Genomic DNA, 22,215 nt, shown 5'->3' with positions numbered 1-22,215 from the left:
TTTATCATGCCATGAAAAAGTTTCTCAAAAAATAACTTTGGTGTAAAGAAAAAACACTTGACACCATATGAAAAATATTGTATGATATCTCAGGTGATGATATGGAAAAGATTGCAAGACAAGGATTGTTGTATGATTTTTACGGAGCTTTGCTGACAGAGCATCAGAGGAATGTTTATGAAGACGTTGTGCTTTATGATCTGTCCTTAAGCGAAATCGCAGCGGAACGGGGAATCAGCCGCCAGGGAGTCCACGACTTAATCAAGCGGTGCAACAAAATCCTGGAGGACTATGAAGACAAGCTTCATCTGGTGGAAAAATTTGAACAGACCAGGAAGCTGGCCAGAGAGATCCGGAATTTGACAAAGGAATTTGCTCTTACGGAAAACAGGGATCTGATCCGTCGCATCGAAGAGATATCGGGCGAAATCATCGAGCTGGAAGCTCATTAGGAGGGCGTTAAATGGCTTTTGAGAGCTTATCTGATAAATTACAGAATGTATTTAAGAACTTAAGAGGTAAGGGACGCTTGTCCGAAGCTGATGTAAAAACAGCTCTTAAAGAAGTTAAGATGGCTTTATTGGAAGCTGACGTAAGCTTTAAGGTTGTAAAACAGTTTATCAGTGCCGTACAGGAACGGGCTATCGGACAGGATGTGCAAAACAGCCTGACTCCGGGACAGATGGTAATTAAGATTGTAAACGAAGAGCTGGTTAAGCTGATGGGGTCTGAGACCACTGAGATTCAGTTAAAGCCTGCCGGAGAGATGACGGTCATTTTAATGGCTGGCCTCCAGGGTGCGGGTAAGACCACCACAACTGCCAAGATTGCCGGAAAGCTGAAGGCAAAGGGCAGAAATCCTCTTCTCGTTGCATGCGACATTTACCGTCCGGCAGCTATCAAACAGCTTCAGATCAACGGTGAAAAGCAGGGGGTTCCCGTATTTGCCATGGGAGATAACCATAAGCCTGCGGACATCGCAAAAGCCGCCATTGCAAGCGCCCAGAAGAATGACCAGAACGTAGTCATTCTGGATACAGCGGGCCGTCTTCACATTGATGAGGACATGATGAACGAGCTGATTGAAATTAAAGAGGCTGTAGAGGTTCACCAGACTGTTTTGGTGGTAGACGCCATGACAGGACAGGATGCCGTAAACGTGGCTGGAATGTTCAATGATAAGATTGGAATTGACGGTGTTATCATTACCAAGCTGGATGGCGACACCAGAGGCGGAGCAGCACTTTCCATCCGTGCAGTGACCGGAAAACCGGTTCTCTACGTAGGTATGGGAGAAAAGCTTTCTGATCTGGAACAGTTTTATCCGGACCGCATGGCTTCCAGAATCTTAGGCATGGGAGATATCCTTTCTCTCATTGAAAAGGCTGAAATCCAGGTAGACGAACAGAAGGCAAAAGAACTGTCACAGAAGCTGCGGAAAGCAGAATTCGATTACAACGATTTCCTGGAGCAGATGAACCAGATTAAAAAAATGGGCGGTATGGCAAGTATTATGGGTATGCTGCCGGGTATGGGACAGATGAAGGACATGGATTTTGACGAAAAAGCCATGGACCGGGTGGAGGCTATCATTCTTTCCATGACAAAGAAAGAGCGGTTGAGTCCTGACCTGATGAAAAATGTTTCCAGAAAACAGCGGGTTGCAAGGGGCGCTGGAGTCGATATCAGCGAAGTAAACCGCATTGTCAAGCAGTTTGACCAGATGAAGAAGATGATGAAGCAGCTTCCCGGCATGATGGGCGGCGGAAAACGCGGCGGCGGCGGACTCTTCGGCAAGCTGAAATTGCCCTTTTAGTTTTAACTTATGATGTTAGCAAAGCAGATTCCTGCGTTCGCTATAGATTAGTTTCAGAAATCCAGGATTTAAGGAGGTGAATTTCACAATGGCAGTAAAAATGAGATTAAAAAGAATGGGTCAGAAGAAGGCTCCTTTCTATAGAATTGTAGTTGCAGATTCCAGATCTCCAAGAGACGGCAGATTCATCGAAGAAGTTGGTTACTATGATCCAACCACAGAACCAAGCACAATCAAGTTTGATGAGGAAAATGCTAAGAAATGGTTAGCAACAGGTGCACAGCCAACAGAAGTTGTAAGCAAGCTTTTAAAGATCGCCGGTATCCAGTAGTGAGAGGTGAAGCGTATGAAAGAATTAGTAGAAGTGATTGCAAGAGCACTGGTTGATAATCCGGATCAGGTTGTTGTGGCTGAAACTGTAAAGGATGATGAAATCATTCTGGAGCTTACAGTAGCGCCTTCCGATATGGGCAAGGTCATCGGCAAGCAGGGCCGCATTGCAAAGGCAATCCGCTCTGTTGTAAAAGCAGCAGCTTCCAAAGAAGATAAAAAGGTTACTGTAGAAATCCAGTAATGTCAAGACCGCCGGCCAGTTGGGAAGGCGGTCTTTTCCTTCTTTAATAGAATATGGAGAAACAGATGGAAAATTTATTGAGAGTCGGTGTAATCTCTTCCACCCATGGGGTGAAGGGAGAGGTAAAGGTCTATCCTACCACTGATGATGTAAACCGTTTTAAGACTTTAAAAAAAGTGATTCTTGATACAGGCAGGGAGCATATGGAACTGGAAATCCAGAACGTGAAATTTTTTAAGAATATGGCGATTCTGAAATTCAAGGGATATGACTCCATCGATGACATTGAAAAATACAAGGGAAAAGATTTGCTGGTCACCAGGGACCAGGCTGTGAAGCTGGGACCGGATGAAAATTTCATTGCTGACTTAATCGGGCTTACGGTGGTTACGGAGGACGGAGAAGAATTCGGAACTCTGACGGACGTGATCAAGACCGGGGCAAATGACGTTTACGAGGTGAAAACCAAGTCAGGGAAGGAAGTCCTGCTTCCGGCCATTAAGGAATGCGTATTAAGTGTGGACTTGGAGACAGGAATTATAAAAGTCCACATCATGGACGGACTTCTGGATTAAAATAGGGAGCGGATGAAAGAATGAACTACCACATATTAACCTTGTTTCCTGATATGGTTTTAAACGGCTTAAATACCAGCATTATCGGGAGAGCGGCGGAAAAGGGCCTTCTCTCTATTGAAGCCATTGACATCCGGGAGTATTCTACCGATAAGCACCGCCGGGTGGATGATTACCCATATGGAGGCGGAGCCGGAATGGTGATGCAGCCTATGGCTATTTGTGATGCCTATGAGGATTTGTGCTCAAAATTGGAAAAAAGGCCCCGTGTCATCTATATGACCCCTCAGGGAAAGGTCTTTAACCAGAAGATTGCAGAGGAGCTTTCCAAGGAGGAAGACCTTGTTTTCCTGTGCGGCCATTACGAAGGCATTGACGAAAGGGCTTTGGAGCTGATTGCTACGGATTATCTCTCCATCGGTGATTATGTGCTGACAGGAGGAGAGCTTCCTGCCATGGTGATGATTGACTGCATTTCCAGACTGATTCCCGGCGTTTTAAATAACGACGTTTCTGCCGAGTTTGAATCCTTTCACGATAATCTGCTGGAATATCCCCAGTATACCAGACCTGAGGAATACAAGGGCATGCAGGTTCCTGAAGTCCTGTTGTCAGGCCATCATAAAAACATCGATACCTGGAGGCGGGAACAAGCCATTAAGCGGACCCTGGAACGGCGGCCTGATCTTTTAAAGGATGCGATCCTGACAAAAAAAGAAGCGGAATATTTAAAAAAACTGGAAGAAGAACTGGAAAATGGGGAATAATTTATTGTAACAGTTCAGTACGGCGGGAATGATAGGGCTAGAATCAGCGTCAAGCTCGCTTGTAAGCTGATTTTAACCCTGTCATTCCCATCGGAGGAACCTCCGATGCTTCTTGTATGGCCGAAGGTCATGCAAGAAGATACCGTACTAAACTGTCACAATTTATTCATGAAAGGACTTGCATTCCAGGGGCCTTTATGTTAGAATACAAAATGTTGTGATGAAAAGGAGATGGTCCTCTGTTACGGATTCCAGTATGAAGTATTAAGAACATCAAATAAAATCAAGGAGGTTCACACAATGAACGAAATTATTAAGAATATCGAAGCAGCACAGTTAAAGCAGTCCGTACCGGAGTTCCACGTTGGCGATACCGTTAAGGTATACAACAAGATCAAAGAGGGAACCCGTGAAAGAATCCAGATTTTTGAAGGAACTGTCATCAAGAGACAGAACGGCGGCGCAAGAGAAACCTTTACCGTAAGAAAGAATTCTAACGGCATCGGCGTTGAGAAGACCTGGCCATTACATTCCCCTTCTGTAGACAACATCGAAGTTGTAAGAAGAGGTAAAGTAAGAAGAGCAAAACTGTACTACTTAAGAGACAGAGTAGGTAAGGCTGCCAAGGTAAAAGAATTGGTTAAATAATTCCGGAACAGTTGAGAGGGACAATGCAAATTGTCCCTTTCTTGGCATGATTTACTTAGTAGATCAGCCGCTTAATCGCCGCAGGAAAATGGAATTTCCTTAAGTGGGGTGTTTAAAGGATGGACTTTTATCATAGTGAAGATAATAACAAGCTTCGCCACCTGGTCAACTGGATTGTTGACATTATCGTGGTCATTGCATTTGCATGGTTTCTGGTTTATGCTTATGGAACCCAGATCGTAATTGCAGGCCATTCCATGTCCCCTCTTCTGGAGTCAGAAGATGTGGTTTTGATGGATAGGCTTTCTTATGATTTTGGCCGTCCCCTCCGCTTTGATGTGGTGGTGTTCCAGCGGGAAGACCAGAAGATGAATGTGAAACGGGTCATCGGCCTGCCGGGAGAAACGGTTCAGATAAAAAACGATGAAATCTATATTGACGGTGAGAAGCTGAAAGAGCCGGAGGGTTTGGGCCGGGTATCCCTTTCAGGGCTTGCGGAAAAGCCTGTAAAACTGGGAGAAGATGAGTACTTTTTATTAGGCGATAACCGGGACAGCAGTGAAGACAGCCGCTTTTCCAACATAGGAAATGTGAGCGGAATACAGATACAAGGAAAAGTATGGTTTCGTATGAGACCATTTTCAAGGATGGAATTAATTCGTTCGAAATAGAGGAATGTTATGAATATACAATGGTATCCAGGTCATATGACCAAAGCCAAAAGGGCAATGAAAGAAGATGTTAAATTAGTTGAGTTAATTATAGAACTGGTGGATGCAAGGGTCCCCTTAAGCAGCCGTAATCCAGATATTGATGAACTGGGAAAAGGGAAGGCCCGGATGGTTCTGCTCAATAAATCTGATTTGGGGGATGAACGCTATAACAACGCCTGGGCAGCTTATTTTGAGGCACAGGGCTGTCACGTGGTCAAGGTCAATTCCAGAACAGGTTCAGGCTTAAAGCAGATCAACAGCGTGGTCCAGGAGGCTTGTAAAGAAAAGATAGAGAGGGACCGTAAAAGAGGGATTTTAAACCGTCCGGTCCGCGCCATGGTGGTTGGAATTCCAAATGTAGGAAAATCTACCTTTATTAATTCCATTGCAGGAAAGGCCAGCGCCAAAACAGGAAATAAGCCTGGAGTGACCAAGGGAAACCAGTGGATCAGGCTTAATAAGAATTTGGAGCTTCTGGACACCCCGGGAATTTTGTGGCCCAGGTTTGAGGACCAGCAGGTGGGGCTTCGTCTGGCTTTTATCGGATCTGTCAAGGATGATATTTTGAACAAGGATGAACTTGCTTTGGAACTGATCCGTTTCTTAAAGAAGGAATACCCCCAGGTGCTTTCTGAACGGTATGGGATTGCTGAGGTCGAGGATGTAGAGGTATTAGGACAGATCGCAAAAGTAAGATCCTGCCTTGTAAGAGGCGGGGAACTGGATTTAGGCCGGGCGGCCAATCTTTTTATTGATGATTTCCGAAGCGGAAAGCTGGGAAGAATCACCTTGGAGTTTCCGCAACAGCCATAGATATTGAAAATCATATGGGCCGGCTCTTTGAAAGGGCGGGCCTTGTTTTATAGACGGAGCGTAAACATGAGAAAATTAACAGAAGAAAAGCTTCAGGCAGAGCGGGAACGTCTGGAGAAGATGAAGGAATTTGAATACCGGTATGAAGAGCATATTGCAATCTGCGGCATTGATGAAGTGGGCCGGGGACCTCTTGCGGGGCCGGTTGTAGCTGGTGCGGTGATTCTGCCCAGGGACTGTGAGCTGCTGTTTTTAAATGACTCAAAAAAGCTGACGGAGAAGCGGCGGGAAGCCTTATTTGATGAAATTCAGGAAAAGGCAATTGCTTTTTCAATCGGAATGGTTGGGGCAGACACCATTGATGAAATCAACATTTTACAGGCCACCTATGAGGCAATGAGGAGAGCAATAAAAGGCTTAAATACAGTGCCCCAGGTGCTTTTGAATGATGCGGTCACCATTCCGGAAGTCACCATTCCTCAGGTTCCCATTATCAAGGGAGATGCAAAGAGCGTATCCATTGCTGCTGCCAGTGTTCTGGCAAAGGTGACCAGAGACCGGATGATGCAGGAATATGACAAGCTGTTTCCGGAATACGGATTTGCAAAGAATAAGGGATACGGCACGGCTGTTCATATTGCAGCTTTGAAGGAGATTGGCCCTTGTCCTATTCACAGGCGCAGCTTTATTAAAAATTTCACAAGCTGATTGCAGAATATATTGTTTATGTCGGATATGGGGGATGGGTTTGGAAAATTCAAGGCAGATTGGAAGCCGGTTTGAAGAGATGGCAGCCTCCTACTTGCAGGAGGCAGGATATGAGATTCTGGAACGGAATTACAGAGACCGGCTGGGAGAAATCGATATTGTAGCAAGAGATGGTAGATACCTGGTTTTTATAGAAGTGAAGTACCGGGCAAATTCAGAAAAAGGAGATCCGGCAGAGGCTGTCCATGGCGGGAAGCAGAGAAGGATCAGAAATGGGGCCAGAGGATATTTGTATCGCCATGGCCTGGGAGAAGATGTTGCCTGCCGGTTTGACGTGGTTGCTGTATTGGGCCAGGAAATCCGGCTTATTAAGGATGCATTTTAGACGGAGGTATAACGGATGAAAGATATATGGAAGCGCAGGGGTAAAAAGGTATTGGATTATAAGACGGAAGGTCAGGCCCCTTACTTATCCTTTCCCATTCTGGAAGAGACCGGCTTGGTAAAGCAGGGCTTTTCAACCAAACTGGGCGGAGTCAGCCAGGGCAAGTTCGCCTCTATGAATCTGACATTTACCAGAGGAGACAACCCGGACCATGTGTTGGAAAATTACAAACGAATGGCGGAGGCCTTAGGTGTTGATAGGGAAAGAATGGTTTTATCCTACCAGACCCATACCACTAATGTGCGGTTAGTGACAGAGGAGGATGCCGGAAAAGGGATTTCAAAGGAGCGGGACTATAAAGATGTGGATGGCCTGATCACCAATGTTCCCGGGATTACGTTAGTTACCTTTTATGCGGACTGTGTTCCCCTTTACTTTCTGGACCCGGTTCACAAGGCTGTTGGACTCAGTCATTCCGGCTGGAGAGGTACTGTAAGCCGCATGGGAGAAGTGACCGTAAAGAAGATGGGAGAAGCTTTTGGATCAAAGCCGGAGGATATGATTGCCTGCATCGGTCCCAGCATCTGCAAAGACTGCTACGAGGTGGGAAGCGAAGTGGCAGGAGAATTTATGAGTGGGTTTGACAGGAAGTACTGGGAGGAGATTCTGGAAGATCAGGGAAATGGTAAGTATTTGCTGGATCTTTGGAGGGCCAATGAGATTGTTCTGGAGGAAGCCGGAGTAAAGAAAGAGCGCATTCAGGTTACGGATATCTGTACCCGCTGCAATTCGGATTATCTGTTTTCCCACCGTGTTACAGGGGATGAGAGGGGAAATTTGGGAGCATTTTTAAGCTTGATTCCTTAACACGCAAAATGGGGCAGTTCCTGTTGGGAACTGCCCCATTTCTAAGTACTATGAACGCCCGGAGTATTTCTTTAAAAGCTTCTGTATTTTATCGGTAGAAGAAAGGGCTGTACTGATGGATACGTCGTGATTCAAGGAATTCACAACAGCAGCCATGTATTTGCTCACATCAGCCTCTACATACCATTCCTTGTCAAACAGTTCCTTGGGACGGTAGTTTAAGTTGGTGGTTACCACACAATCGATATAACCCTTGTTGTAGAACTCATCAAACTTTGACAGTCCGTTGGTAAACAGTCCGAAGGTACAGCAGACGATGACCTTATCGGCTTTTCTCTCCTTTAATTCCCTGGCTGTATCCAGCATGCTTTCGCCGGAGGAAATCATATCGTCCACAATGAGAACGGTCTTGCCTTCTACGGAAGAGCCTAAAAATTCGTGGGCAACAATGGGGTTGCGTCCGTCAATGACCTGGGAATAATCCCTTCTCTTGTAGAACATACCCATATCAACGCTTAAGTTGTTTGCCAGATATACGGCCCGGTCCATAGCGCCTTCATCAGGGCTGATGACCATTAAGTTCTCTTTGTCAATCTTTAAATCGGGATAATACTTTAATACTGCCTTAACAAACTGGTAGGTGGGCATGAAGTTGTCAAATCCGCTTAAAGGAATGGCATTCTGGACTCTGGGATCATGGGCGTCAAAGGTAATGATATTACTCACTCCCATATTTACCAGTTCTTCTAAAGCCATGGCGCAGTCTAAGGATTCCCGTTTTGATCTTTTGTGCTGGCGGCTCTCATATAAAAAGGGCATAATAACGCTTACCCTGTGGGCAGTGGCGCTGCATGCACCGAGAATCCGCTTTAAATCCTGAAAATGGTCGTCGGGAGACATGTGGTTTGTATAACCGTTGACTGTATAGGGGATGCTGTGATTAGTCACATCCACCATTGCAAAGATATCCGTACCACGGACAGATTCCCTGACGATTCCCTTTGCCTCTCCGCTTCCAAAACGGGGACACTCACATTTCAGAAGATAAGAGTCAACATCATATCCGCGGTAGTGAAGATCGGCTTCCCGGCGGGTAAGCTCCTCCAAATCATTCCTGCGGAAATCCACAATGTGGTTATTCACTTTCGTGGCCAGCTCCCTGCAGCTTTCCAGCGCTGCGATCTTTAAAGGACCTACAGGAAGCCGGTCGTTAAAAACATAATCATTTGCCATGACAAAGATTCCTCCATAAAAATGAACAGCCAGCCGTAAGACTGCCTGTTTATAATCTTACATCCCTTTATACCATTGATTGACAGAGGGGTCAATAGCCTTTGTCACATTTTAGCGAAAAAAACAAAAAACAAGGGAAAGGTAATTTTTGTTTGCATTTCCATAGAATGTTATTATATAATACCAGTGCGAATGATACCATCCATTTATATAGATTGAGATTGGCAGTTACAGAAAGGTAAATAAATAATGAACAAAAAAGGGCACACCATAAAAGAAATCGCTCCCGATTCCATTGCGGAACAACTGGAGCTGGAGCCTGGAGATGAAGTTCTGTCCATAGACGGGCATGAACTGGAAGATATTTTTGACTATGAATACTACATGAACAGCGAAGCGATTCTCATGGTGGTGCGAAAGCAAAACGGGGAAGAATGGGAGCTGGAAATAGAGAACCAATACGAGGACCTGGGAATCACCTTTGAAAACGGCCTGATGAGCGAATACCGTTCCTGCAGGAATAAATGTATTTTCTGCTTTATAGACCAGATGCCTCCCGGTATGAGGGAAACTCTTTACTTTAAAGATGATGATTCCCGGCTTTCTTTTTTACAGGGAAATTATGTAACTCTGACCAATATGAGTGACCACGATATTGAGCGGATCATCAAATTTAAGCTGGCTCCCATCAATATATCGGTCCACACCACCAACCCTGAACTAAGATGCAAGATGCTTCACAACCGGTTTGCAGGAGAAGCCCTGGGAAAGATCCGCAGGCTTTATGAGGCGGAAATTCCCATGAACGGGCAGATCGTGCTGTGCAAGGGCGTCAATGACGGAAAAGAGCTGGAGAGGACCATCAGGGACTTATCGGAGTATATTCCCTTTATGGAAAGCGTTTCCGTGGTGCCTGTAGGCGTATCGAAACACAGGGAGGGCTTATATCCCCTGGAGGCTATGACAGGGGAAGACGCCAGGAATTGTTTAAAGATTGTGGAACAGTGGCAGGAAAGGCTGTATAAGGCTCATGGAAGCCATTTCATCCATGCCAGTGATGAATTTTATATTCTGGCCGAGCTGCCTATCCCGGAAGAGCGCCGCTACGACGGATACATTCAGCTTGAAAACGGAGTGGGAATGCTGCGGCTTCTGGAAGAAGAAGTGAAAACGGCCTTAAAGAGTCTGGAAGGAGACAGCCGTATGGGAGAGATTTCCATTGCAACAGGAAAACTGGCCGCCCCCTTTATTGAAAACCACAGCCAGCTGGTCCGCAGGAAATATCCGGGCCTGACCATTCACGTATATACCATTGATAATATTTTCTTCGGTGAGCATATTACGGTGGCGGGATTGATTACGGGACAGGATCTGATCAAACAGCTTTCAGGGAAACCCCTGGGCGGCAGACTTTTGCTTCCGGAATGCATGTTCCGTAGCGGAGAAGAGGTATTTCTTGATGATCTGACCCGCCAGGATGTACAAAAGGCTTTACAAGTACAGGTAGATATTGTAAAATCAAGCGGTCAGGATTTTGTACAGGCAGTTTTGGAGCCGGTAGGAGAAAATGAAGCTTCTTATGAAGGATACGAATTAAACACCCTTGCGGGTATACCTCTGTGCCGGGAAGACGGGCAGGAAAGAGGAAAGGAGATACAATATGAGTAAACCAGTAGTTGCCATCGTGGGCCGCCCCAATGTGGGAAAGTCTACGTTGTTTAATGTTTTGGCCGGGGAGACCATTTCCATTGTAAAGGATACTCCCGGTGTTACCAGGGACCGGATTTATGCCGACTGTACCTGGCTCGATATGAATTTCACATTGATTGATACAGGCGGTATTGAGCCTGACAGCGGAGATATCATTCTTTCACAGATGAGAGAGCAGGCAGAGATTGCCATTGCCACTGCAGATGTGATCATCTTTATTGTGGACGTGCGCCAGGGGCTTGTAGATGCGGACTCCAAGGTTGCGGACATGCTGCGCAAGTCCAAAAAGCCTGTGGTCCTTGCAGTCAATAAAGTGGACAGCTTCCAGAAGTTTGGAAATGACGTATATGAGTTTTATAATCTGGGAATCGGTGATCCAGTTCCCGTATCAGCGGCTTCCAGACTGGGGCTTGGCGACCTTCTCGATGAAGTGACAAAGCATTTTGACTTAAGCCAGGTTGAGGAAGCAGAGGATGACAGACCCAGAATTGCCATCGTAGGAAAGCCCAATGTAGGAAAATCTTCTATTATAAATCAGCTTTTAGGAGAAAACCGGGTAATTGTTTCCGATATTGCGGGAACTACCAGAGATGCGGTGGATACGGAAGTGGTCCATGACGGCACCGAGTATGTATTCATTGATACGGCAGGCTTAAGGCGAAAGAGCAAAATCAAGGAAGAACTGGAACGCTACAGCATCATCCGGACTGTTACGGCAGTGGAACGGGCCGATGTGGTGGTAGTGGTTATTGACGCCCAGGAGGGAGTCACCGAACAGGATGCCAAGATAGCCGGTATTGCCCATGACAGGGGAAAAGGAATCATTGTGGCAGTAAATAAATGGGATGCCATTGAAAAGCATGACAAGACCATTTATGAATATACTAATAAAATCAAGGATACCTTATCCTTTATGCCTTATGCGGAATTTGCGTTCATTTCCGCTAAGACAGGGCAGAGGATGAATAAGTTATTTGAGCTGATCGATATGGTCCGGGAAAACCAGACCCTGCGTGTGGGTACCGGAGTGCTCAATGAAATTATGTCGGAAGCAGTTGCCCTCCAGCAGCCCCCTTCTGACAAAGGCAAGCGGCTGAGACTATATTACATTACCCAGGTTGCCGTAAAGCCGCCTACTTTTGTAATTTTTGTAAATGATAAAGAACTGACCCATTTTTCTTACACCAGATATATTGAAAATAAGATCAGAAGTGCGTTTGGCTTCCGGGGCACTTCCCTTAAATTTATATATAGAGAGCGTAGCGGAAAGGAAACATAATATGGAGAGGATCATTTGTCTTTTAGCCGGTTACTTGTTCGGCCTTATACAATCCGGGTATTTTTACGGAAGAGCCCATAAAATCGATATCCGCAACCATGGAAGCGGAAATTCCGGAACTACCAATGCTTTGAGGGTAATGGGAGCAAAGGCCGGAGCCATTGTCTTTGTCGGTGATTTTTTGAAAGCCTTTCTGCCTTGTATGGCAGTGCGGCTTATCTTCCGGGGACAACCGGATATGATTTATCTTCTGATTCTGTATGTGGGCTTTGGCGTTATTTTAGGACACAATTATCCATTCTATTTAAGCTTCAAGGGAGGAAAGGGTATTGCGGCCACTGCAGGCCTGATTGTGGCCGTGGATTTATGGCTTATGCTGTTATGTCTGGTGGTTTTTGTGCTGATCGTAGGCGTAACCAGATATGTGTCTTTAGGCTCTCTGGTGGTTGCAGCCATACTCTTTGTCTGGCTGGTTCTGTTTGCGGCAATGGGGATCTATGAAGTTCCCCCTGCCCTGCGGCCGGAATATTACATAATGGCGGGGCTTATAAGCGGTCAGGCGTATTGGCGCCATCGGGCCAATATAGGCCGGCTTATTCATGGAACGGAAAATAAGCTTTCTGTTGGATCAGGAAAAAAAGGCTGAAAAGGCTGAAAGAGATGAGGTGAAGCAAATGGCTAAAGTTGGAGTAATCGGTTCAGGAACCTGGGGAATTGCCCTGGCAGTCCTTTTGCATGGAAACGGACATGAGGTGGCAGTCTGGTCTGCCCTTCCTGAAGAGATTTCAGAAATGAAAAAGACACACAGGCATCAGAATCTTCCGGACCTGGTTCTGGCCGAGGAGATTGTGCTTACGGAGGATATGGAAGAGGCTATGACCGGCCGGGATATTCTGGTAACTGCAGTTCCTTCGGTGTACGTGCGTTCTACTGCAAAAAGGATGAATCCTTTCTGCCGCTATGGGCAGGTGGTGGTCAACGTTGCCAAGGGAATTGAAGAGTCCACCCTGATGACTCTGTCTGAAATTCTGGAGCAGGAGCTTCCCATGGCTGATGTGGCGGTGCTTTCCGGCCCCAGCCATGCGGAAGAGGTGAGCAGGGGACTTCCCACCACCTGTGTGGCAGGTGCCCGTACCCAGAAGACAGCCGAATACATTCAGGGGATTTTCATGCAGGATGTTTTCAGGGTCTATACAAGCCCGGACATACAGGGAATTGAGCTGGGAGGCTCTTTAAAGAACGTCATTGCCCTTGCTGCGGGAATTGCAGACGGCTTAGGCTGCGGGGACAATACAAAGGCGGCCTTAATCACAAGAGGCATTGCCGAAATCTCCAGACTTGGAACTGTCATGGGAGGAAAATTCCAGACCTTTTACGGCTTGTCCGGAATTGGAGATTTAATCGTAACCTGCGCCAGCATGCACAGCCGCAATCGGAGGGCAGGCATTTTAATCGGCCAGGGAAAGACCATGGAGGAAGCCACAAAAGAAGTGAAAATGGTGGTGGAAGGCATTTATTCCGCCAGGGCGGCCCTTGCTTTGTCAGAAAAATACGAAGTCTCCATGCCCATTGTGGAACAGGTGAATGAGGTCTTATTCAACGGGAAATCTGCTTCCGAGGCAGTAAAGGATTTAATGCTGCGGGACAAGACCATAGAAAGCTCGGATATTCCATGGGACAGACTGGGAGAATAGATGAATTTTTTTGATAATTGAATCAAAATCAGTTGACATTTTTATAAAGCCACCTTATTATTAAGACTATGTATACGTCAATGGGACTGAATTTGGTATTATTTTGACGATATATGCGAAAATGTTTTATAAGGAGGAAAGATTTATGAAAAAATCTATGAAAAAGCTGCTGAGTCTTGGTATGGCAGTTGCTATGGCAGCATCCTTAACTGCCTGTGGCGGCAATGCTTCACCCAGCGGCACAACAGCAGCAGAAACAAAGGCAGCATCAGGAGAAAGCACAGCAGCTCCGGAGGCATCAGGAGGATCCTTTAAGATCGGCGGTATCGGACCTGTTACAGGCGGTGCAGCTATCTACGGACAGGCCGTTATGAACGGTATTGACCTGGCAGTGAGTGAGATCAATGCAAACGGCGGTATCAACGGAGCCCAGATTGAGTACAATTTCCAGGATGATGAACACGATACGGAAAAAGCAGTTAATGCTTACAACACCTTAAAAGACTGGGGAATGCAGATGCTGGTGGGTGCTGTTACTTCCGCTCCTACCATTGCAGTAGGTGCAGAGTCCAGCAACGACAATATGTTCCAGCTGACTCCTTCCGGTTCCGCAGCAGACTGTACCAAATTTGAGAATCAGTTCCGTGTATGTTTCTCTGACCCTAACCAGGGTGTGGCATCTGCACAGTATATAGGCGAGAACAAGCTGGCTACCAAAATTGCCATTATCTATGACAGTTCTGATGTTTATTCATCAGGTATCCATGACAAGTTTGTATCTGAAGCTGGAAACCAGGGACTTGAGATCGTTTCTGACGAAGCTTTTACAGCAGATAACAACACAAACTTTTCCGTACAGCTTCAGAAAGCACAGGATTCCGGCGCAGAGCTTGTATTCCTTCCGATTTACTATTCTCAGGCAGCTTTAATCCTTGCTCAGGCAGATCAGATGGGATTTGAAACCCAGTTCTTTGGCTGTGACGGTCTGGATGGACTTCTGACTGTAGAAAACTTTGACACTGCTTTAGCTGAGAACGTTATGCTTCTTACTCCATTTGCTGCAGACGCAGAAGATGAGCTGACAAAGAAATTTGTAGAGGCTTACAAGGCAAAGCACAACGAAACTCCTAACCAGTTTGCTGCAGACGGTTATGACGCTGTTTACGCAGTCAAGGCAGCCGCTGAAAAAGCAGGCATCACACCAGATATGGATGCATCTGCTATCTGTGACGCTTTAAAGACCGCTATGACAGAAATCACCATCAACGGTTTAACCGGTGAAAACATGAAGTGGACTGCAGACGGTGAGCCGGAGAAGGCTCCAAAGGCTGTTAAGATCGTAAACGGTGTTTATACAGCTATGTAATATAATATGACCCAATAGAGGGTCGTCCAGAGGACGACCCTCTTACTTTTCCTTACAAAAAACGAATGAGGTGCGTTGATATGATGAGTTTCATATCCTATTTTATTAATGGTGTAAGTCTTGGCAGTGTTTATGCAATCATTGCTCTGGGTTATACCATGGTATATGGCATTGCCAAGATGCTTAACTTTGCTCATGGTGATGTTATTATGATCGGGGGATACGTGGTGTTCACAGTTGTCAGCACAATGGGCTTAGGGCCAGTTGCCGGCATACTCCTTGCAGTTATCTTATGTACTGTTTTGGGCATGGTCATTGAGGGCGTGGCTTACCGTCCCTTACGTATGGCAAGTCCTTTGGCAGTTCTGATTACAGCAATCGGTGTGAGCTACCTGCTTCAGAACATCGCACTGCTTGTTTTTGGTTCCAATCCCAAATCCTTTACTTCCGTTGTATCCATCCCGGCTCTTAAGCTGTTAGGTGGCAAGCTGACGGTTTCCGGTGAAACCATGGTGACCATTACCAGCTGTATCATCATTATGGTGGTATTGACCTCCTTTATCAGGAAGACCAAAGCAGGACAGGCTATGCTGGCCGTATCAGAGGACAAGGGGGCTGCCCAGTTAATGGGAATCAACGTGGATGGCACCATTGCCCTTACCTTTGCCATTGGCTCCGCCCTGGCTGCTATTGCCGGCGCTCTTCTTTGCTCCGCATACCCGACTCTTACTCCCTATACCGGTGCCATGCCTGGAATCAAGGCATTTGTGGCTGCTGTATTTGGGGGAATCGGCTCCATTCCCGGAGCCTTTATCGGAGGAATTTTACTGGGTGTCATTGAAAACTTAAGCAAGGCTTATATTTCCTCCCAGCTTTCCGATGCCATCGTATTTGGAGTCCTCATTGTAGTTCTTCTTGTAAAGCCTACCGGAATCCTGGGCAAGAAGATCAGCGAGAAAGTATAATAGGTGGACGATATGGAAAAAAGTACAAAAACAACATTCCGTTTGAACAAAACGACTAAAAGCAACATCATAACCTATGGAATTGTGATTGCTGCTTATTTTGCAGTACAGCTTCTGGTAAATGCAGGTCAGGTCAGCAGCCTGATGAAGGGACTTTTAGTTCCTCTCTGTATTTATACCATACTGGCAGTGTCTTTAAACTTAACCGTAGGTATTCTCGGAGAACTGAGTCTGGGCCATGCAGGCTTTATGTGCGTGGGCGCATTTGCCAGTTCCCTGTTTTCCATCGCCACCTTAGAGACGATTCCCAATGCAGGAATCCGGTTCTTTTTTGCCATCCTGATCGGAGCGGCAGGAGCCGCCCTTGCAGGCATTGTGGTAGGAATTCCGGTTTTAAGGCTTCGGGGAGATTACCTTGCTATTGTAACTCTGGCCTTTGGTGAGATCATCAAAAATGTGGTTAACGTAGTTTACGTTGGGAAGGATTCTCAGGGTCTTCATTTATCTATGAAAAATGCAGCCGCCCTCAACCTGGAAGAAGGGGGAATTGTTATATTAAACGGCGCTCAGGGAATTACGGGAACACCTAAGAATTCCACCTTTACCATCGGTGTGGTTCTGATTCTCATTACCCTGTTCATTGTGCTGAATTTAATCCACTCCAGGTCCGGACGTGCCATTATGTCAGTCCGTGACAACCGGATTGCAGCGGAATCCATCGGTATCAACATTACAAAATATAAGCTTATGGCCTTTACCATTTCCGCTTCACTTGCAGGAGCAGCGGGAGTGTTATATTCCCATAACCTTTCATCCCTTACAGCCACCCAGAAAAACTTCGGCTACAACCAGTCCATTATGATTCTTGTATTCGTAGTTCTCGGCGGCATCGGAAATATCCGGGGCTCCATAGTGTCAGCTGTGCTGCTGACTCTGCTTCCGGAGCTGTTAAGAGGGCTTAACAACTACCGTATGCTGATTTATGCTATCGTTCTGATTGTCATGATGATTTTCAACTGGAGTCCTAAGCTGATTGACTTCAGGAAACGCCATTCTCTGAAACGGTATTTTGACAAAAATAAGGCAGAAAAGGGAGGCGCATAATCATGGCATTACTGGAAATCAAAAACCTGGGCATATCCTTTGGCGGTCTGCGGGCTGTTGATAATTTCAACATCACCATTGAAAAAGGACAGCTCTACGGCCTGATAGGTCCTAACGGAGCCGGTAAAACCACCATCTTCAACCTGTTGACCGGCGTATATAAGCCAAACACAGGCACTATTCTTTTGGATGAAAAAAATATAACAGGTAAAAAGACGGTGGATATTAACCGGTCAGGAATTGCAAGGACCTTTCAGAACATCCGCCTCTTTAAAGAACTGACAGTTCTTGACAACGTAAAAACAGGGCTTCACAATGGTTATCCTTACTCTACGGTAACAGGAATTTTCCGCCTTCCAAAGTATTATAAGGTGGAAAAGGAAATGGATGAAAAGGCCCTTGAACTTTTAAAGGTATTTGACTTAGATCAGGAAAAGGATACCCTTGCCGCAAACCTGCCCTATGGAAAGCAGAGGAAGCTGGAGATTGCCAGGGCTCTTGCCACCAATCCCAGGCTTTTGCTTCTCGATGAGCCGGCGGCAGGCATGAATCCCAATGAAACCAGCGAGCTTATGGATACCATCCGCTTTGTACGGGATAATTTTGATATGACCATTCTGTTGATTGAGCATGACATGAAGCTTGTTTCCGGCATATGTGAGCGTCTGACCGTACTGAACTTCGGTCAGGTTCTGGTCCAGGGAAAGACTGCGGATGTACTCAACAATCCGGAAGTCATCAAGGCATATCTGGGAGAATAGGGAGGCTTAAATCATGGCAATACTTGAAGTGAAAGATCTGGAAGTACATTACGGCATCATCAAGGCGCTGAGAGGTATTTCCTTTGAAGTAAAGGAAGGGGAGATTGTAGCCTTAATCGGTGCAAACGGAGCGGGCAAGACCACCACCCTTCATACCATAACCGGACTTTTAAAGTCCTCATCAGGCAATATACAGTTTGACGGACGGGATATTACAAAGATCCGGGGAGATAAAATCGTAAGCATGGGAATGGCCCATGTGCCTGAGGGACGGCGTGTATTTGCTTCCCTGACTGTTTATGAAAACTTAAAGCTGGGAGCTTATACCAGACATGATAAGGATGAGATAGAAGAGACCCTGAACATGATTTATAAGCGGTTTCCCAGACTTTTGGAGCGAAAAAATCAGCCGGCCGGAACTTTAAGCGGCGGAGAACAGCAGATGTTAGCCATGGGGCGGGCTCTTATGAGCCATCCGAAGGTCATTGTTCTGGATGAGCCTTCCATGGGACTTTCTCCTATTTACGTCAATGAGATTTTTGACATCATTCAGGAGATCAATAAGTCAGGAACAACGGTTTTACTGGTGGAACAGAATGCGAAAAAAGCCCTGTCCATTGCCAACCGTGCCTATGTTCTTGAAACAGGAGCCATTGTTTTAAGCGGTGATGCACAAGAGCTGATGAACAATGATTCCGTTAAAAAAGCATATTTAAGCGAATGATACAAGCCCTGCAGTCTCCCTGAAAACCTTAAGCATACAGGAGGCTGCAGGGTTTTTCCTGTCATAATTGTTTCCCGTCTGCATATAGTGTAACAGCACAGAAGGGGGAATCTTTATGGACAATTATAACGTATACAATGATATTAAAGCCAGAACCAACGGAGAAATTTACATCGGAGTAGTGGGACCGGTGAGAACGGGAAAATCAACCTTTATCAAGCGCTTTATGGAATTGATGGTTTTGCCTGTTATGGAAGATGAGCACCAAAAAACCCAGACAAGGGACGAACTGCCACAGAGTGCGGCAGGAAAGACAGTTATGACCACAGAACCCAAGTTCATTCCAAAGGAAGCAGCAAGCCTCCACCTTGGAGATGGAATCGAAGCCAAAGTCCGCTTAATTGACTGTGTGGGCTTTATGGTGGATGGTGCTGCCGGCCATATTGAAAATGATGAAGAGCGTCTGGTAAAGACCCCCTGGTTCGATTACGATATTCCTTTTACCAAAGCGGCAGAAATCGGAACCAGAAAGGTTATTAATGACCATTCCACCATTGGCGTGGTGATCACCACTGACGGCTCCATCGGGGAATTGAAGCGTCCCAATTACATAGCTGCCGAAGAGCGTACTGTGGATGAATTAAAGGCATTAGGAAAGCCCTTTATCATCCTGCTGAACTCCGCCAGGCCGTATTCCGATGAAACAGTGGAACTGGCTAAGGACATAAGTGAAAAGTACGGGGTAACGGTTCTGCCCGTTAACTGTGAGCAGCTGAAAAAGGAGGATGTGAACAACATTCTGGAACGGGTATTAAAGGAGTTTCCGGTGACGGAAATGGACTTTTTTATTCCCAAGTGGCTTGAAATCCTGCCTGCCACACACTGGCTGAAAGCCCAGGCCATCCAGGTGGCAAAAGACATGGTGAAAAAGGTTTCCCACATGAAGGATGTGACTTCCAGCCTTTTGGAGGGAGTGGCAGAAAATGTCCGTTCCGTCAAGGTGCAGAACATGAACATGGCTGACGGAAGCATTGAAATGACCATGGATGTGGATGACAGCTATTATTATCAGATTCTCAGCGATTACGTTGGAATCCCCATTGAAGGGGAATACCAGCTGATGCAGATTTTAAGTGAACTGGCGAAAATGCGGACCGAGTATGAAAAGGTCAACCAGGCCATGAATCAGGTGCGGATGAAGGGCTATGGAGTGGTGACGCCGGAACGGTCCGAGATTTTGTTGGATGAACCGGAAGTAATCAAACACGGAAATAAATACGGTGTCAAGATGAGGGCAGAGGCTCCTTCCATCAATTTGATCAAAACCCACATCCAGACAGAAATTGCTCCTATTGTGGGAAGCGAACAGCAGGCAGAGGATTTAATTGCCTATATCAAGGAAAGCGCAAGAAACAGCGAAGAAGGCATCTGGAACACCAATATTTTCGGAAAATCCATTGAACAGATCGTAGAAGACGGCATCCAGGTCAAAGTCTCCCAGCTTACAGAAGACTGTCAGATCAAGCTTCAGGAAACCCTTCAAAAAATTATTAACGACAGTAATGGCGGTATGATTTGCATTATCATTTAAAAGAGTGGTATACTATCTTCACGACAGCGATGAGCAGTGGGAAAGAAGACGCGGATATTTTTTCGTTGTGCCCGCACATAAGAAAAAATATATGTGGCTTCTTTCATAGGGCGAATGCCCGTGAGCCCTCAGATCCGCAGGATTTGAGGGCTCCCACTGCAGATCAAAGGTACAAACAAATACAAAAGGAGGGGTTTTATGAAACTGATGTTTGTCGGAGCAGCCCACGAAGTTACCGGAAGCTGCCACTATCTGGAGGCCGCCGGCCTTAAAATTCTTGTAGACTGCGGTATGGAGCAGGGGGTAGACAAGTTTGAAAATGTAGTCATCCCGGTCAGCTATGCAGAAATCGATTACGTTCTTTTGACCCATGCCCACATCGACCACGCAGGAATGCTTCCCTTTATCTACGCCAGAGGCTTCCGTGGAAAAGTGATTTCCACCGATGCCACCGCTGATCTTTGCAGCATTATGCTGAGAGACAGTGCCCACATTCAGGAGTCAGAAACAGAGTGGAAGAACAGGAAGGCCAGACGTGCCGGACAGCCGGAGGAAGAACCCCTTTACCGGACCGAGGATGCCATGGGTGTACTGGAACTGTTCCGCCCCTATCATTACGATGAAAAGGTGGAACTGGAAGAGGGCCTTACGGTCCGCTTCATCGATGTAGGACACCTTCTTGGTTCCGCTTCCATTGAGGTCTGGATTACAGAAGAGGAAGATACGAAAAAAATAGTCTTTTCCGGAGACATCGGAAACAAGAATAAACCCCTGATCCGGGACCCCCAGTACATAACCAAGGCAGATTATGTGGTTATGGAATGCACCTATGGAGACCGTCTCCATGCCCCTCTTCCGGATCACGTTTCCATTCTTGCAGACATTGTCCAGAGAACTTTAGACAGGGGAGGAAATGTGGTGATACCGGCCTTTGCCGTAGGCAGAACCCAGGAGCTTCTCTACATTTTCCGCCACATCAAGGCAGAAAACCGGATCGCCGGACACAATGGATTTGAGGTTTACGTCGACAGCCCTCTGGCTGTTGAGGCAACCCAGGTGTTTAAAGACAACCTGGCAGATTGCTACGATGAGGAGACCAGGGAGCTGGTCATGAAGGGGATTAACCCCATTTCTTTTCCAGGGCTTAAGCTGTCTGTTACCAGCGAGGAGTCCAAAAACATCAATTTTAACACGAAACCCAAAGTAATTATATCAGCGGCAGGAATGTGCGACGCGGGACGTATCCGCCATCATTTAAAGCATAATCTGTGGAGGCCGGAATGCACTGTGGTCTTTACCGGCTACCAGTCCGTAGGGACTTTAGGCAGAAGCCTGGTGGATGGAAACAAAGAGGTAAAGCTGTTTGGCGAAACCATTCAGGTGGAAGCCCATATTGAACAGATGGATGGAATGAGCTCCCATGCAGATATGGAAGGACTGATTACCTGGTTGAACGCATTTGAAGGAAAACCCCGTCAGGTGTTTCTTGTACACGGAGATGACCAGGTCTGCAAATTCTTTGCAGAAAAAATGGAGAGAGAGTACGGACATAACATAAAGGCCCCCTATTCAGGCTCAGTTTATGACCTTTCTCTTGGCCGCTGGGAAAAAGAAACAGAAGGCATCCCTATTACAAAAGCTATGGAAACTGCCAAAAAGCCTGTGGGCGTATACGGAAGGCTCTTTGCCGCCGGAGAAAGGCTTTTGCAGGTTATCCGCAACAATCAGGGAGGCGCCAACAAGGATCTTGCCAAGTTTGCAGATCAGATCAATTCATTATGTGATAAATGGGACAGATAAGGAGAACTACCGAACATGACCAAAGTACTGTTGTTTACAGACGGAGCTGCAAGAGGAAACCCTGACGGACCGGGAGGATACGGAACGGTCCTGCAGTTTACTGATTCCAAAGGGCAGCTCCA

24 protein-coding genes and 1 pseudogene are annotated in these 22,215 nt (G+C 46.3%); 24 read left to right on the top strand and 1 reads right to left on the bottom strand.

The features are described 5' to 3' along the window. Nucleotides 1-101: 101 nt before the first annotated feature. The 12 genes from ylxM to pgeF all read left to right on the top strand — a co-directional run bounded on the left by ylxM (nt 102) and on the right by pgeF (nt 7,866). The gene (ylxM, locus tag V7M78_RS21335) at nt 102-452 is read left to right on the top strand and encodes a YlxM family DNA-binding protein (protein WP_333653001.1); all 351 of its coding nucleotides are present in this window, start codon (nt 102-104) and stop codon (nt 450-452) included. An 11-nt stretch (nt 453-463) separates the two neighbouring features. Next, on the top strand, nt 464-1,816 hold the full coding sequence (gene ffh, locus V7M78_RS21330) for a signal recognition particle protein (RefSeq protein WP_333652999.1): 1,353 nt from the start codon (nt 464-466) through the stop codon (nt 1,814-1,816). Nucleotides 1,817-1,904: 88 nt separating this feature from the next. Further along, complete coding sequence (gene rpsP / locus V7M78_RS21325; protein WP_333652995.1) at nt 1,905-2,147, top strand: 30S ribosomal protein S16; 243 nt, start codon at nt 1,905-1,907, stop codon at nt 2,145-2,147. 15 nt (nt 2,148-2,162) lie between these two features. After that, nucleotides 2,163-2,390 carry a KH domain-containing protein gene (locus tag V7M78_RS21320; RefSeq protein WP_333652993.1) on the top strand — a complete coding sequence of 76 codons (228 nt, stop codon included), beginning with the start codon at nt 2,163-2,165 and terminating at the stop codon, nt 2,388-2,390. Nucleotides 2,391-2,455: 65 nt separating this feature from the next. Then, nucleotides 2,456-2,965, top strand: a complete 510-nt coding sequence (rimM, locus tag V7M78_RS21315) for a ribosome maturation factor RimM (protein WP_333652990.1) — start codon at nt 2,456-2,458, stop codon at nt 2,963-2,965. A gap of 20 nt (nt 2,966-2,985) precedes the next feature. Then, the gene (gene trmD / locus V7M78_RS21310) at nt 2,986-3,732 is read left to right on the top strand and encodes a tRNA (guanosine(37)-N1)-methyltransferase TrmD (RefSeq protein WP_333652987.1); all 747 of its coding nucleotides are present in this window, start codon (nt 2,986-2,988) and stop codon (nt 3,730-3,732) included. Nucleotides 3,733-4,032: 300 nt separating this feature from the next. Beyond that, nucleotides 4,033-4,380 (top strand): 50S ribosomal protein L19, encoded by a 348-nt coding sequence (gene rplS, locus V7M78_RS21305; RefSeq protein ID WP_333652984.1) that lies wholly within the window; start codon nt 4,033-4,035, stop codon nt 4,378-4,380. A 119-nt stretch (nt 4,381-4,499) separates the two neighbouring features. After that, entirely contained in the window at nt 4,500-5,051 is a 552-nt protein-coding gene (lepB, locus tag V7M78_RS21300) for a signal peptidase I (RefSeq protein ID WP_333652982.1), read from the top strand. Between the two features lie 9 nt (nt 5,052-5,060). Continuing rightward, on the top strand, nt 5,061-5,906 hold the full coding sequence (gene ylqF / locus V7M78_RS21295; protein ID WP_333652980.1) for a ribosome biogenesis GTPase YlqF: 846 nt from the start codon (nt 5,061-5,063) through the stop codon (nt 5,904-5,906). Between the two features lie 66 nt (nt 5,907-5,972). Then, nucleotides 5,973-6,614, top strand: a complete 642-nt coding sequence (locus tag V7M78_RS21290; protein ID WP_333652978.1) for a ribonuclease HII — start codon at nt 5,973-5,975, stop codon at nt 6,612-6,614. Nucleotides 6,615-6,654: 40 nt separating this feature from the next. After that, on the top strand, nt 6,655-6,999 hold the full coding sequence (locus V7M78_RS21285) for a YraN family protein (RefSeq protein WP_442914689.1): 345 nt from the start codon (nt 6,655-6,657) through the stop codon (nt 6,997-6,999). 15 nt (nt 7,000-7,014) lie between these two features. Then, nucleotides 7,015-7,866, top strand: a complete 852-nt coding sequence (gene pgeF, locus V7M78_RS21280) for a peptidoglycan editing factor PgeF (RefSeq protein WP_333652973.1) — start codon at nt 7,015-7,017, stop codon at nt 7,864-7,866. A 48-nt stretch (nt 7,867-7,914) separates the two neighbouring features. On the opposite strand, the gene V7M78_RS21275 is transcribed toward pgeF, so the two are convergent. Continuing rightward, on the bottom strand, nt 7,915-9,099 hold the full coding sequence (locus tag V7M78_RS21275; RefSeq protein ID WP_333652972.1) for a ribose-phosphate pyrophosphokinase: 1,185 nt from the start codon (nt 9,097-9,099) through the stop codon (nt 7,915-7,917). Nucleotides 9,100-9,348: 249 nt separating this feature from the next. Here V7M78_RS21275 and V7M78_RS21270 point away from each other — a divergent pair, with 249 nt between their 5' ends. The 12 genes and pseudogenes from V7M78_RS21270 to V7M78_RS21215 all read left to right on the top strand — a co-directional run. Next, nucleotides 9,349-10,767: a DUF512 domain-containing protein gene (locus V7M78_RS21270; RefSeq protein WP_333652970.1), complete on the top strand. Its 1,419-nt coding sequence runs from the start codon at nt 9,349-9,351 to the stop codon at nt 10,765-10,767. Further along, nucleotides 10,760-12,088: a ribosome biogenesis GTPase Der gene (gene der, locus V7M78_RS21265; RefSeq protein ID WP_333652968.1), complete on the top strand. Its 1,329-nt coding sequence runs from the start codon at nt 10,760-10,762 to the stop codon at nt 12,086-12,088. The genes V7M78_RS21270 and der overlap by 8 nt, the downstream gene beginning before the upstream one ends. Nucleotide 12,089: 1 nt before the next feature. After that, entirely contained in the window at nt 12,090-12,734 is a 645-nt protein-coding gene (gene plsY, locus V7M78_RS21260) for a glycerol-3-phosphate 1-O-acyltransferase PlsY (protein WP_333652966.1), read from the top strand. A gap of 28 nt (nt 12,735-12,762) precedes the next feature. Beyond that, nucleotides 12,763-13,782, top strand: a complete 1,020-nt coding sequence (locus V7M78_RS21255; RefSeq protein WP_333653005.1) for an NAD(P)H-dependent glycerol-3-phosphate dehydrogenase — start codon at nt 12,763-12,765, stop codon at nt 13,780-13,782. A gap of 145 nt (nt 13,783-13,927) precedes the next feature. Beyond that, complete coding sequence (locus V7M78_RS21250) at nt 13,928-15,148, top strand: ABC transporter substrate-binding protein (RefSeq protein WP_333652964.1); 1,221 nt, start codon at nt 13,928-13,930, stop codon at nt 15,146-15,148. 83 nt (nt 15,149-15,231) lie between these two features. After that, nucleotides 15,232-16,113: a branched-chain amino acid ABC transporter permease gene (locus tag V7M78_RS21245; RefSeq protein ID WP_333653003.1), complete on the top strand. Its 882-nt coding sequence runs from the start codon at nt 15,232-15,234 to the stop codon at nt 16,111-16,113. A gap of 12 nt (nt 16,114-16,125) precedes the next feature. Next, a complete protein-coding gene (locus V7M78_RS21240; protein WP_333652962.1) occupies nt 16,126-17,217 on the top strand; it encodes a branched-chain amino acid ABC transporter permease in 1,092 nt (363 codons plus the stop codon). 2 nt (nt 17,218-17,219) lie between these two features. After that, nucleotides 17,220-17,978 (top strand): ABC transporter ATP-binding protein, encoded by a 759-nt coding sequence (locus V7M78_RS21235; protein ID WP_333652960.1) that lies wholly within the window; start codon nt 17,220-17,222, stop codon nt 17,976-17,978. A 13-nt stretch (nt 17,979-17,991) separates the two neighbouring features. Beyond that, a complete protein-coding gene (locus tag V7M78_RS21230; protein ID WP_333652958.1) occupies nt 17,992-18,702 on the top strand; it encodes an ABC transporter ATP-binding protein in 711 nt (236 codons plus the stop codon). 115 nt (nt 18,703-18,817) lie between these two features. Further along, nucleotides 18,818-20,293, top strand: a complete 1,476-nt coding sequence (gene spoIVA / locus V7M78_RS21225) for a stage IV sporulation protein A (RefSeq protein ID WP_333652955.1) — start codon at nt 18,818-18,820, stop codon at nt 20,291-20,293. 198 nt (nt 20,294-20,491) lie between these two features. After that, nucleotides 20,492-22,093: an MBL fold metallo-hydrolase gene (locus V7M78_RS21220; RefSeq protein ID WP_333652952.1), complete on the top strand. Its 1,602-nt coding sequence runs from the start codon at nt 20,492-20,494 to the stop codon at nt 22,091-22,093. Between the two features lie 15 nt (nt 22,094-22,108). Beyond that, nucleotides 22,109-22,215: pseudogene (locus V7M78_RS21215) on the top strand (ribonuclease HI); the annotation flags it as partial.

Origin of the sequence: Lacrimispora sp. (genome assembly GCF_036758025.1) — a bacterium.
Classification (GTDB): domain Bacteria; phylum Bacillota; class Clostridia; order Lachnospirales; family Lachnospiraceae; genus Lacrimispora.
The sequence above is the reverse complement of the archived record's forward strand: the minus strand, read 5'-3'. Positions and strand labels throughout refer to the sequence as shown.

Bases quoted from the DNA above. Each gene is read 5' to 3' on its own strand.
- der (WP_333652968.1), top strand. From the start codon at position 10,760: ATGAGTAAACCAGTAGTTGCCATCGTGGGCCGCCCCAATGTGGGAAAG.
- V7M78_RS21245 (WP_333653003.1), top strand. From the start codon at position 15,232: ATGAGTTTCATATCCTATTTTATTAATGGTGTAAGTCTTGGCAGTGTT.
- trmD (WP_333652987.1), top strand. From the start codon at position 2,986: ATGAACTACCACATATTAACCTTGTTTCCTGATATGGTTTTAAACGGC.
- V7M78_RS21250 (WP_333652964.1), top strand. From the start codon at position 13,928: ATGAAAAAATCTATGAAAAAGCTGCTGAGTCTTGGTATGGCAGTTGCT.
- V7M78_RS21320 (WP_333652993.1), top strand. From the start codon at position 2,163: ATGAAAGAATTAGTAGAAGTGATTGCAAGAGCACTGGTTGATAATCCG.
- rpsP (WP_333652995.1), top strand. From the start codon at position 1,905: ATGGCAGTAAAAATGAGATTAAAAAGAATGGGTCAGAAGAAGGCTCCT.
- V7M78_RS21220 (WP_333652952.1), top strand. From the start codon at position 20,492: ATGAAACTGATGTTTGTCGGAGCAGCCCACGAAGTTACCGGAAGCTGC.
- lepB (WP_333652982.1), top strand. From the start codon at position 4,500: ATGGACTTTTATCATAGTGAAGATAATAACAAGCTTCGCCACCTGGTC.
- V7M78_RS21270 (WP_333652970.1), top strand. From the start codon at position 9,349: ATGAACAAAAAAGGGCACACCATAAAAGAAATCGCTCCCGATTCCATT.
- V7M78_RS21290 (WP_333652978.1), top strand. From the start codon at position 5,973: ATGAGAAAATTAACAGAAGAAAAGCTTCAGGCAGAGCGGGAACGTCTG.
- rimM (WP_333652990.1), top strand. From the start codon at position 2,456: ATGGAAAATTTATTGAGAGTCGGTGTAATCTCTTCCACCCATGGGGTG.
- V7M78_RS21240 (WP_333652962.1), top strand. From the start codon at position 16,126: ATGGAAAAAAGTACAAAAACAACATTCCGTTTGAACAAAACGACTAAA.
- V7M78_RS21230 (WP_333652958.1), top strand. From the start codon at position 17,992: ATGGCAATACTTGAAGTGAAAGATCTGGAAGTACATTACGGCATCATC.
- V7M78_RS21255 (WP_333653005.1), top strand. From the start codon at position 12,763: ATGGCTAAAGTTGGAGTAATCGGTTCAGGAACCTGGGGAATTGCCCTG.
- V7M78_RS21275 (WP_333652972.1), bottom strand. From the start codon at position 9,099: ATGGCAAATGATTATGTTTTTAACGACCGGCTTCCTGTAGGTCCTTTA.
- ylqF (WP_333652980.1), top strand. From the start codon at position 5,061: ATGAATATACAATGGTATCCAGGTCATATGACCAAAGCCAAAAGGGCA.
- pgeF (WP_333652973.1), top strand. From the start codon at position 7,015: ATGAAAGATATATGGAAGCGCAGGGGTAAAAAGGTATTGGATTATAAG.
- plsY (WP_333652966.1), top strand. From the start codon at position 12,090: ATGGAGAGGATCATTTGTCTTTTAGCCGGTTACTTGTTCGGCCTTATA.
- ylxM (WP_333653001.1), top strand. From the start codon at position 102: ATGGAAAAGATTGCAAGACAAGGATTGTTGTATGATTTTTACGGAGCT.
- spoIVA (WP_333652955.1), top strand. From the start codon at position 18,818: ATGGACAATTATAACGTATACAATGATATTAAAGCCAGAACCAACGGA.
- V7M78_RS21235 (WP_333652960.1), top strand. From the start codon at position 17,220: ATGGCATTACTGGAAATCAAAAACCTGGGCATATCCTTTGGCGGTCTG.
- rplS (WP_333652984.1), top strand. From the start codon at position 4,033: ATGAACGAAATTATTAAGAATATCGAAGCAGCACAGTTAAAGCAGTCC.
- ffh (WP_333652999.1), top strand. From the start codon at position 464: ATGGCTTTTGAGAGCTTATCTGATAAATTACAGAATGTATTTAAGAAC.